14 protein-coding genes are annotated in these 10,781 nt (G+C 41.8%); 10 read left to right on the plus strand and 4 right to left on the minus strand.

The genetic code is table 11. The features are described 5' to 3' along the window. Nucleotides 1-78: 78 nt before the first annotated feature. From EHS15_RS11695 to EHS15_RS11705, 3 genes are read left to right on the plus strand one after another with little or no spacing between them, the layout of a single operon-like run. Nucleotides 79-573 carry a Spy/CpxP family protein refolding chaperone gene (locus EHS15_RS11695; protein ID WP_167884219.1) on the plus strand — a complete coding sequence of 165 codons (495 nt, stop codon included), beginning with the start codon at nt 79-81 and terminating at the stop codon, nt 571-573. Next, the gene (locus EHS15_RS11700; RefSeq protein WP_167884220.1) at nt 566-1,081 is read left to right on the plus strand and encodes an RNA polymerase sigma factor; all 516 of its coding nucleotides are present in this window, start codon (nt 566-568) and stop codon (nt 1,079-1,081) included. Before EHS15_RS11695 ends, EHS15_RS11700 begins: the two co-directional genes overlap by 8 nt. After that, a complete protein-coding gene (locus EHS15_RS11705) occupies nt 1,050-1,397 on the plus strand; it encodes a hypothetical protein (RefSeq protein WP_135760748.1) in 348 nt (115 codons plus the stop codon). Before EHS15_RS11700 ends, EHS15_RS11705 begins: the two co-directional genes overlap by 32 nt. 12 nt (nt 1,398-1,409) lie before the next feature. Here EHS15_RS11705 and flgC read toward each other — a convergent pair whose 3' ends face one another. The 4 genes from flgC to EHS15_RS11725 form a co-directional block, all read right to left on the minus strand. Continuing rightward, on the minus strand, nt 1,410-1,871 hold the full coding sequence (flgC, locus tag EHS15_RS11710; RefSeq protein ID WP_135760749.1) for a flagellar basal body rod protein FlgC: 462 nt from the start codon (nt 1,869-1,871) through the stop codon (nt 1,410-1,412). Between the two features lie 28 nt (nt 1,872-1,899). Next, nucleotides 1,900-2,331 (minus strand): flagellar basal body rod protein FlgB, encoded by a 432-nt coding sequence (gene flgB / locus EHS15_RS11715; protein ID WP_135760750.1) that lies wholly within the window; start codon nt 2,329-2,331, stop codon nt 1,900-1,902. A 15-nt stretch (nt 2,332-2,346) separates the two neighbouring features. Beyond that, on the minus strand, nt 2,347-3,213 hold the full coding sequence (locus EHS15_RS11720) for a sterol desaturase family protein (protein ID WP_135760751.1): 867 nt from the start codon (nt 3,211-3,213) through the stop codon (nt 2,347-2,349). A 108-nt stretch (nt 3,214-3,321) separates the two neighbouring features. Further along, nucleotides 3,322-4,413 carry an AraC family transcriptional regulator gene (locus EHS15_RS11725; RefSeq protein WP_135760752.1) on the minus strand — a complete coding sequence of 364 codons (1,092 nt, stop codon included), beginning with the start codon at nt 4,411-4,413 and terminating at the stop codon, nt 3,322-3,324. An 89-nt stretch (nt 4,414-4,502) separates the two neighbouring features. Between EHS15_RS11725 and EHS15_RS11730 the strand changes: the two genes are divergently transcribed. The 7 genes from EHS15_RS11730 to EHS15_RS11760 are packed head-to-tail and all read left to right on the plus strand — an operon-like array spanning nt 4,503 to nt 10,676. After that, nucleotides 4,503-5,627 (plus strand): MlaE family ABC transporter permease, encoded by a 1,125-nt coding sequence (locus EHS15_RS11730; RefSeq protein ID WP_135760753.1) that lies wholly within the window; start codon nt 4,503-4,505, stop codon nt 5,625-5,627. Next, complete coding sequence (locus EHS15_RS11735) at nt 5,624-6,391, plus strand: ABC transporter ATP-binding protein (RefSeq protein ID WP_135760754.1); 768 nt, start codon at nt 5,624-5,626, stop codon at nt 6,389-6,391. Before EHS15_RS11730 ends, EHS15_RS11735 begins: the two co-directional genes overlap by 4 nt. Next, nucleotides 6,388-7,335 carry an MlaD family protein gene (locus EHS15_RS11740; RefSeq protein WP_135760755.1) on the plus strand — a complete coding sequence of 316 codons (948 nt, stop codon included), beginning with the start codon at nt 6,388-6,390 and terminating at the stop codon, nt 7,333-7,335. Before EHS15_RS11735 ends, EHS15_RS11740 begins: the two co-directional genes overlap by 4 nt. A gap of 2 nt (nt 7,336-7,337) precedes the next feature. Beyond that, a complete protein-coding gene (locus EHS15_RS11745) occupies nt 7,338-7,970 on the plus strand; it encodes an ABC-type transport auxiliary lipoprotein, LBF_0736 family (RefSeq protein ID WP_246052115.1) in 633 nt (210 codons plus the stop codon). After that, nucleotides 7,971-8,828, plus strand: coding sequence for a hypothetical protein (locus tag EHS15_RS11750; RefSeq protein ID WP_135760756.1), 858 nt, complete (start codon nt 7,971-7,973; stop codon nt 8,826-8,828). Nucleotides 8,829-8,852: 24 nt separating this feature from the next. Next, the gene (locus tag EHS15_RS11755) at nt 8,853-9,485 is read left to right on the plus strand and encodes a GNAT family N-acetyltransferase (protein ID WP_135760757.1); all 633 of its coding nucleotides are present in this window, start codon (nt 8,853-8,855) and stop codon (nt 9,483-9,485) included. Nucleotides 9,486-9,524: 39 nt separating this feature from the next. After that, nucleotides 9,525-10,676, plus strand: a complete 1,152-nt coding sequence (locus EHS15_RS11760) for a sterol desaturase family protein (RefSeq protein ID WP_135760758.1) — start codon at nt 9,525-9,527, stop codon at nt 10,674-10,676. Nucleotides 10,677-10,781 lie beyond the last annotated feature (105 nt).

A 10,781-nucleotide genomic window follows, 5' to 3' on the forward strand; every position in this document is an offset into this window, starting at 1 on the left:
GAAAGCTTTTCAAAAAAAAATCTTCCTAGGGAACCTTTCCCGGTTCTCCGGGGTAAACTAGTCAAAAGAGGAGATCAAATGAAAACAACTCTCAAGATTCTAATCACCACGCTCAGTTTCGCAGTAGCTTCGGGAATCGTTGCCCATGACAGAGAACATGGAGACAGAAAACATCCGAAAGACCACGGGAAATTTTTAGAGAAAATGGCAAAAGACCTGGGATTGACCGCTGATCAAAAGAAGAGAATCGAGAAAGTCCATTCCGATTCCAAACAAGCGAAAGAAGATTATGAAAACAAGCAGGATGCTCTTCGCAAAGAACTTCACGCTCTGCTATCGGCAGATAACCTGGATAAGTCGGCTATCCGTTCTAAAATGGAAGAAGTCTCCAAAGTGAAGATCGACTCTAAGATGTTGTGGATCGACGATCGAATCAAGATCAACGAAATCCTTACTCCCGAGCAAAGAGCAAAGCAGAAAGAAATATTCAAAAAACACCATGAAGAACATGGAAATAAGGAACATAAAAAAGACCGCCCCGAAAAAGAGAAACGGGACAAAAAACGTGACTAATCTCGAATTCGAAAAAGTAATCAGCACCACCAAATGGGCGGTGCTGAGCGCTATCCGCAAATACCTGGACGCAAGGCTAGCGGATAACATCGATGATGTGGCACAGGAAACCTACATTCGTATGTACAGATATCTTCAAAAAAACGGATGGGATGCGGACAAGATTGTTTCCTTGGGAAACTGGGCCTATACGATCGCAAAAAACGAATCCTTGCGTTTCACCCAGAAACAAAACAAAGAAAGAGTCAAAGCGCAAAAAGTTTTTGATGATCCTTTCCGAGAAGAAGAAACCTCCTTTGAGGGAAGTCTGCTCGATCGATTGGAATATGAAAAACTGCTACAAGAGATCCCTTCCCAATATAAGGATGTTCTGGTTCTTTTAGGAGAAGGTAAAACGGGAGATCAAATTGCGGCACAACTGCACATCGCTCCCGGAACGGTAAAATCCAGATTATTTCGTGCTAAGAGGTTTATATATGAAAAATTCCAAATTCAACAAAGAGATTGATCAAAGGTTAAACGATCCGAATTGGGAAAAAAGAATGGCGGAAAGAGTTTTTTCCTCCCAATCCGAATTTCAGGAAACGATTCTTCCCGCAAACAACGAGAGAAGTCCCGTATATTTAAAATTAGTCGCCGCTTGTTTTCTTTTCGCTTTCGGAACGGGAATTTGGTTGTACGGAAATCGATCTCACTCGGATGAGAATCGAATTTCAGGAAGTCATAAGAATTTACTCAATCCTTACGATATAGAATCTGGAGATTTGCTTTGGGAAAACGAGGAAGACGACAGTAAGTATTTACTTGGGTTTTTGGGAGAGTAAAACGGCAGAGTTTTACGCTCTGCCTATCTCCATCGCTTTATTGAACATCGCTTTGGTTCCGTTGATCATCTGCACATTCGCTTCATAGGAACGGGAAGCGGAGATCATATCCGTCATTTCCGTAACGATATTGATGTTCGGGAATTCCACATAACCTTTTTTAGGTCCTGTTTGAATCGCATCCGGATGAGTCGGATCGTAAGTCAATCTAAGAGGACTCATATCTTTTTCGATTCTCATCACCTTTACTCCTTTTCCTTCTCCTGGAGCGACTCCGAAAGGATAAACGGGACTTTTCCACTTGGTTCTTAAATTAACGGGAGTTAAAATGACTCTGTCTCTTCGGAAAGGACCGTCTCCGTTGGTATTTCTTGTGGTAGTGGAGTTTGCGATGTTGTTTGAGATAACATCCATTCTCAATCTTTGTGCGGAAAGTCCGGTAGCGGAAATATTAATCGAATCAAACATGCCCATAAAGTTTACCTGTTCCCTTTAGATCCTATTAAGTCGTTCTCATTACGATATTGAGAAGGCGGTTGTTTTGGTTGAGTCTTTCGATCATCAGGTTGTAGGTCATAAGGTTTTGGTTCGCCTCTACTACTTCCTTTTCCACATCCACATTGTTTCCGTCGGGACGCATCGTAGTCAGATAATCGATGTTCGTTTTCGGCCTTACGTCCCTATAATCCAAGGGTTTGAAAAAATCGATATGTTTGTCGTTCGTAATCTTGGTAGGAACCGCTTTTTCCTTTTCGATCTTTTCCGATTCGAAGGCTCTTTTCAGCATGGACTCGAAAACAACCTCCGATCTTTTGAAATGTGGTACATCCGCATTCGAGATATTATCCGACAGCACCTTTCTTTTGGTCATTGCGGCGTTTAAACCTCTTTCCAATAGATCTTGTGTCTTCATAAAATGAGTGGATGCAAACATATCTTGGCCTCTGGTTTATCCTTCGGCAGTTTCTCCTACCGGGATAAGCATTTTATGTCGCTTTTCCTCTCGTTTTTTTGCCCTTCTTTCTACTGTTTCTTCGAAATAATCCTCATAATAAGGGAAATTGGTCCCCATGATCCTGTCCCAGACGTTGAAATAGAGGCTATAGTTTCCTAAAAACTTCTGATGGTGGAGGTTGTGGTGGGTGGATGTATTGATCCATTTTGTGATCGGGTTTTTGGCCCAGAATTTGGGAAAAAATTCATACCCTAGATGCCACCAAATATTCAGAACCATCGCATAGAATGTATGGAATAAAATCACATGGAAGTGGATCGGGACAAACATGATAAAAGGAACCAAATAGATTCCTTCCAAAAAAGCTTCCGTAGCTTGGAAACGGTAAGCGGCCAATGGAGAAGGATTCACGGAAAGATGATGTTCCATATGCACATAAGGATAGATCTTTTTATGATGTGCGGTTCTGTGCATCCAATAGAACCAGGTTTCGTGCCAAGCGGTTAGGATGGCGAAACTGAGGAAAATATAACCCCATCCGGAGAACCCTTCCACAGGCCCGAAGTAAACTTGGCTAGGGATCAATTTCATTTTGGCAAGAATGATATTGGTCGCTGCAATCAAGGTAAAGACCACAAGTGTAACTGCGGATTGGCGGAACTCCTGCCAGACTTTTTCCATCTTAGGATATGCTTTTTGGATGCGGAACGTTTCGAAAAAATCTTTTTTCCAAAGATAAAAGATCAAAAATGCGGCTCCCGCAATCGGATAGTATCTGAGAAAATTTAAAAATAACTGTGCAGATGTGATTTTGGTGACGCAGTCTACCACTAGTTCGCATTGAATCGGTCCGTTGAACATCGAATTCCCCCTTGCCTCTGTTTTTAATATACTCCGGGTAACGAAACAAATCGACCGGATGGATCAATTCGGAAGAAAAATAAAGTCCGGATCGATCCAATTGGAAGTTTATTTTTTGTTTTTTCTGAATTCGGTGGGGCTCATTCCCGTTTCCCTTCGAAACGCATCATAGAAAGTCGATTTGGAAGGGAATCCCACTTCGAATGCGATGGAAAGAATCGTTTTCTCGGGATTCTTTCTGCACAATTCCTTCGCTTCTTGGATTCGGAAATAATTTATATACTGAAAAAAGTTTTTTCCCAAATGCTGATTGAGGTATTCGGAAAGCTGGTGGGGAGAAACGGACAGTCTGCCGGATAACTCGGCCAAACTCAGCTCGTCGTTTCTATAGATCTTTTCCTCGGAAACGAGTTTTTCCAGACTTTCACCTAATGAATGTATATCTACCGATTTCAATTGGGAGATTTGATATTTTTTCTCCTCTTGAACGATTCGTTTTACTTCCGTGAATAACTCCGGTTCTCTCAGTCTCAGTAGATATACTAAGACCAAAAGGAAAGCCACGATGCAGGAGACAAAATCCAATCCGTGGCGTGCATTGAAAAACAGAGTTACAATTCCCACAAGAGAAGCCAGAGAAGAAAGTCCCAAAACCAGAATCACCAGTCTCAATTGTGGAGAGTTTTTGATGGTCTCGAAACGAAGGGATTCCATAATTTTACGGGATACGTAGTAGGCGGAACCGAAAACAGGGAGCACTACGGTTAATATAGCCAGTTTAAAAACGACGGGTACCCCATTTTGAGGATACAATCGGAAAAGTAGCATTTTTTCTTCCGCAGAACTCGTGTAATATGAAGATAAAAGAGAGAGAACGATGACTGCGGGAAGAAATTCCAGAACTCCCCATCCGGCTTGGCCGTTCTCTTCCGACCACAAACAATCGAAATACCTTTTAAACAGTGCACCAAAGAATGCGGAGAAAGGCAGATGGATGAGATAGAGATGAGGGAATAGGTGGAATCCCCCTATGCCGACTAAAAAAGAATGTGTTTGAAAGATGCCTGCTAGAAAAAATAGTCCTGCTTGGATACGCGTTTGAGTGGATTTTTCTTTTGAGACAAGTTCTCCGCCGCAGAATAGGAATGCCAGCCCGCCGCTGAAACCTATTAGAAAATGAATGAGATTGAAAAAATCCATCTAAGCATTTATAAAATTCGACTCTTATAAAATCAAAATAAAATCACTTGCCAGATTAGGGAAGCGAGTGATATCTTAGGTTTAGTCTCGTGGCTGAAAACGCTAGAACAACAAGATTTCTTTGGGAAGGAAGCAGTTTGGAAATTTATCTGCCCCTCTCTCTTACCTCCCGCCAAACAAGTGAATTGTGGGAACAAGCCAGGCTCCAGTTAAAAAACCAATCTCCCAGCCTCATCAAAGTTCATGCGAAAGATCTTTCCGAGACGGATTCTTCCGGAATCTCCTTTCTTTACTTTTTGAAATCTTTTCAGGAAAAACGAAACGCCCGTTTCGAATTACACGGATTAAACGAAAAATTCCAGTATTCTTATAAAATCGCCACGGAAGAAAACAAACAATCTTTCCGTCCCCCGATAGCCAAATTGGGGAAGTCCGAGAAAATCGGAAAGATCACGATCGATTACGTCACCGAACTTTCGTTCCTGATTTCTTTTACGGGAGAGTTGACCGTTTCCTTTTGGAAATCCGTTTTTCATCCTTCCCGCATTCGATGGAAAGACGTTCTGAGAGTCGCCGAATCCATGGGAGTGAATGCATTTCCCATCATCGCTATGATCGGTTTTCTTTTGGGACTCATCATGTCGTTTCAATCCGCCATTCCCATGAGAAGGTTCGGTGCGGAGATTTTTGTCGCAAACCTTGTCGGTCTTTCTTTGTTCCGGGAATTAGGTCCTCTTATGACAGCATTCATTCTTTCCGGGCGATCCGGCTCCGCATTCGCCGCAGAATTAGGAACCATGAAGGTCTCCGAAGAAATAGATGCTTTGACGACGATGGGGCTTCCTCCCGTTCAGTTTTTGATCGTTCCTCGTTTGGTGGCATCTTTGATTGTGACTCCTCTTCTTACAGTCATATTCAACTTATTCGGGTTAATCGGTGGAGCCGTAGTTTTGGTGAGTTTCGGCTTTCCTCTCGTTACCTTTGTCAATCAGGTAAACATTGCGGTCGGATTCAATGATATCGCAGGAGGAATGCTAAAATCCTACTTCTTCGGGATGATCATTGCGGCTATCGGCTGTTATAGAGGTTTAAAAACGACTACAGGGGCTGGAGCAGTGGGAGAATCCACTACCGCTGCCGTTGTGGGATCGATCATATTGGTTTCTCTTTTGGACGGTGTTTTTTCCATCGTCTATTTTTATCTGGGGATATGATGGCAGATCCGATCATCCGAGTAGAACATCTTCGCACAGGTTATGGACAAACAGTAATCATGGACGATATCTCCTTCGAAGTGCAGAGGGGAGAAATCTTCGGTATATTAGGCGGTTCCGGTTGCGGAAAGTCCACCGTCTTAAAAAATATGATCGGTCTGACTTCTCCGTTCAGCGGTAAAATTTGGATCGAAGAGGACGATATCATTTCCGCTCAAGGAAAAGATCGAATCCGCATTTGGAACAAAATCGGTGTTATGTACCAACAAAGTGCCCTTTTCGGTTCCATGACTCTTTTGGAAAACGTAAAACTTCCTTTGGAAGAATTCACAAATCTTCCTCCGGAAGCGATGGATACTATTGCCAAAATGAAATTAAAAATGGTAGGATTGGAATCCTTCGTAGACCTTATGCCTTCCGAACTTTCCGGAGGGATGAAAAAAAGGGCCGCCATTGCCAGAGCGATGGCGATGGATCCTGAGATCTTATTTTTAGACGAACCTTCCGCTGGTCTGGATCCGATCACAAGCGTCGAATTGGATCATCTTATCATTCGTCTTTCTAGATCCCTCGGTGTCACTTTCGTGATTGTGACTCACGAACTTCCTTCCATCTTTACCATGGCAGATCGTGTGATCGTTTTGGATAAAGAGACCAAAGGAATCATTGCGGAAGGAAAGCCGAAAGAACTGAAGGAAAAAGCGAAAGGTTCCTTTGTGCATAAATTTTTCAATCGTATCCCGATGGAGGGTGTAGGAAAATGAATTCAATGAACGCCAGTTATTTTAAGGTAGGAGTGTTCGTCCTTATCAGTTTCTTCGTATTATTGGCTTTTTTGGTCACCTTCACTGCGGGAACTTTGTTCCAAAGGTCGATCAAACTGGAAACCTATTTCGACGAATCTGTGCAAGGTTTGGATATCGGTTCTCCCGTAAAACATAGAGGTGTGAAGGTAGGATCCGTTGAAGCGATTTCTTTCGTGCAAAACGAATATCCGGATAAATTGGATGAAGAAAAATCAATTCGTTACGGTCGTTATGTGGTGATCAAAATGTCCGTTCCCGATTTCGTAAAAGGAACAAGCGGCAACAACCTAAAAAAAACGATCGAAAGAATGATCTCCACCGGTTTGAGGGTGAGACTTGCTTCTCAAGGACTCACAGGAACCGCCTACTTGGAAGTAGACTATTTAAATCCGGAGAAAAATCCACCTTTGGACATCAAATGGGAACCTAAGTCGATTTATATTCCTTCCGCTCCCAGTACGATCTCCCGCTTCACCGCATCCGTCGATAAATTTTTCGATAATTTGGATAAGGCGGATGTGAATAAAATTTTGACAGGAGTCGATGCTTTGATCGCAAATCTGAATCAGACATTGACCGAAGCTAGATTAGGTGATGTTTCCAAGGAAGCGATCGGTCTGCTTTCCGATCTGAGGAAAACGAACCAGGAAGTTAAAAATCTTCTTTCTCAGCCGGAACTACAAAACACTCCTAAAAAACTGGATCAAACCATCACACAGATGCAAACTGCCATTAAACGATTGGATAATGTTCTCGCTTCCAACCAAGGGGATATTTCCGTTGCGGTCGAAAACCTGAGGATCGCTTCCGAAGATTTGAAGGAAGTGACAGGGAATGCCAAAAAATATCCTTCTCAGTTTTTGTTCGGGGAAGCACCTAATAAGTCTAAATTATGGAAATAAGGATGAAATATAAATATTCTCTTATGAAGCCAATCCGACCGTCATTGATTGTTTTGTTCTCTATGTTTTTTATAGGGAATTGTTTCGGAGTTACTAAAAGTTTTCCTGAAAAAAGATATTTCCTGATCGAAGCAGGTCCCTTTTCCGCAACGTATCATCCTCCTAAAGGTTCTTCTTTAAAACTCAGAAGGTTCGCTATTTCTCAAAAATTCGAAGGGAAAGAATTCGTTTATCGAAAGGATAACGTGAATTACGAATCCGATTTTTATCATTCCTTTTTCATCCCTCCTTCTTCGAATCTAAAAGAAGAGATCGTCAAAGGTCTCATCAAACAGAAAAATTTCGAATGGGACGGAGCCGCACAGACAAGAGTGGATCCCACTCATTTTGCGGAAGTCAACGTACAACAGTTATATGGTGATTTTAGGTCCAATCAGCCTGCGGCCGTAATGGAGATCGAATTTTTGTTCTATTCCGAAAAGGACGGCAATACTCAAATACTACTTAGAAAAACATTTACGAAGACAGTCTCCATCCAAAAAAAAGAACCGGAAGCTTTGGTTCTAGGTTGGAATGATGCATTGACTCAAATCTTAAACGAGTTAGGAGCGGAACTTTCTTCTAAAGTAAACTAAATGATTCTAGTTCGTTTCCTTATTTTTCCTTTCTCTTTCGTTTTCTTTTTGTTCGGTTGCTCCACGGAACGATCTCCTCTGCCTCGCAAACATTTGACTGAAAATGTGAGTCACCCCGAATTCGTAGATGGTTTGACTTGGGATTCTTGGGTCCAGCCTAAGTTTGGCAAACAAATCCAACGACCAACGAAGGAAGGAGAAAGGTATTTTGTGCTCTTCCGGGATCGGTCCACTCAATCCGTTCTTCGTTCCGTCTGTATCGAAATCTCTGGCAAAAACCACGACTTCAGTCCTAAACAATATCTATATTATCCTTTCGCATATACCTTTATGGCAGGCAAAGGTTCTCTCGAATTATTCAACCTGAGACATCCTAGCGGCGGTTATCCGAACTATAATCATAATACCCGTTCTTTTTACGGAGGAAGATATGCCGCTAATGCGGGAGTATTGATCGTGGTTGCAGGTGTATTTGTTGTGGGAACGGTCGGAGGTTTCGTTGTAGGATTAGGCAAGGGAACGTATGAGCTGACAGGAGATCTTTATGAAGAATTTTCCGTGTCTAGCGAAGAGATCGTGTTAGGTTATAACGATTATGAATATGACAGTGCTGGAAATTTGATTGGAGTTTCTTCTTATCTTCCTTATCATTCCATTACTTCTCAAGAACTCCCCGTTTACGATCTGACAGGAGAATCGAAACTGGGAAATTTATATCCCAAGATGGTTCCTACTCAGTTGGTAGATGTTAGTTTTCAATACGATCCGAAAAGATCGAAGCCCAAGTCCGCAATTTATACGGAATTTTTCCCGGAAGAGAAAAAGAAAAAGATTTCTCTCCCTTTGAAAAAAATATAAACAATTTTTCTTCGAGGTTATGATATGAACCCAACTTCCATCGAAATCCGACCTGCTTCTCCTGAAGATCATGAAGCAGCTATTCCTTTGATTTATTCCTCAGGGCCTGCCGCCTGGTCTTATGTTTTCGAAGAGGGAAAATATAGCCCTTTCGATTTTCTTGCTTCTTCTTTCGTAAGAAGAGGAAATACGATCTCTTATACGAATCATTATGTGGCAACGATCGGGAAAGAAGTGGTCGGAACAATCCTTGCTTATCATTCCTCCAGTTTTCTTCTGTTAAATGGAGGTACTGCCTTTCGAATTCTTTCCTTATACGGTGCTAAGAGTTTTTCAGTGATCGGAAGGGGGCTCACTATGGAAAAGATGATCCAGGCACCTAAATCAGGATGTTTGTATTTGGGGCATATCGCCGTTTCCGAAAAACACCGAGGAAAGGGAATCGGTAAGGATTTGATTCGTCATGTTGTAAATCAATTCCCGAAATATGGAAAAGTTTCCTTGGACGTATCTCAAGTGAATCCGAATGCGATCGGATTGTACCAAAAACTGGGTTTTAAGACGGTTGAGGCTAGGTCTTTTCAGGGGATTGAGGGCAGGGTACCTAATCATTATTATATGGAAGCAGACCCGAAAGAGATTCTAAATTCGGTTTGAAATTCTTGACTCTTTTTCGATAAAAATGACAATTTAGCGATGCGGCTCATCGAAACCATCGCTCCCATTTTCTTCGTTTTGATTTTGGTAGAACTTGTTTATTGCTACCGCAATCGGCTTTCCTTTTATCGGCTGAGAGATTCGATTGCGGATCTCAGCTTGGGAACCCTCAGTAGAATCGCAGACGGTTTCATTCTGATCGGAATGGTTCTGGTCTATCATTTTCTAGCAACCCATCTTTCTTTTTCTGAGTATCTCCCTTCTTTTCTCTGGAGAGAAAGCTCGTTTATCAGTTGGATATTACTCTTTTTTCTGATCGATTTTTTGTTTTATTGGGCGCATAGGTTTTCCCATGAAATCAATTTGTTTTGGGCTTCCCATGTAGTGCATCATTCCAGTGAAGAGTTCAATCTTTCCGTAGCTCTCCGACAATCCTTTGTTCGAAATCTATTCATCGGAATATTTTATTTACCGCTAGCTTTATTCGGGTTTTCCGTGGAGGCATATCTCATCACGGATGCATTGAATCGAACCTATCAATTTTGGGTGCACACTCGAACTATTGACAGATTTCCTTCTTGGTTTGAATTTATATTCGTAACTCCTTCGCATCATAGGGTTCATCATGCGATGAATCCTCGTTATATCGATAAAAACTACGGAGGAGTGTTTATCTTTTGGGACAGATTGTTTGGAACCTTCGAACTTGAATCGGAGGAGCCGGTGTACGGAGTGGTGAAGCCTCTTCGGACCTTCCAACCGATTTGGGCCGAGGTTCATGTTTTTTCCGATCTGATTAGAGACTTCCGTCTTACAAAGAATAAATGGGAGGGGTTCTTGGGATTTTTTAAACCTCCAGGATATCGACCTTCCGATTTGGAACCTTATCCCAAGCCGAAGTATGTCAGCCCTTATAGTTTTCAGAAATACAACCCGGATTCTAAAAGAAACAACGGTTACCTTGCGTATTTTCTGGTTCAATTCGTTTTATCAGCATCTCTGTCTTTAGCTTTCATTAAAACCTATGCGCAGTGGAGCGTTGCGGAAATATTTACGTTTAGTTATGTGTTGGTATTTTCTTTTTATTCTTTAGGAAAAGGACTCGATCATCAATTTGATGTTTGGCGATATGAGATCGGGAAATGGCTACTTTTGTTATTGTTGGGAATGTATTTGGCAGTCCCAGGCTGAAGAGACATAATCCCCTGTGGAAGGAGTTTGGAGTTCCTACCAAAAAACGGACATTAAAAAGCTCCTTTTTAGGAGACAAAAATGTCGAAGAAAATCAAATATTAT

It is taken from the genome of Leptospira idonii (genome assembly GCF_004770995.1).
Taxonomy (GTDB): domain Bacteria; phylum Spirochaetota; class Leptospiria; order Leptospirales; family Leptospiraceae; genus Leptospira_A; species Leptospira_A idonii.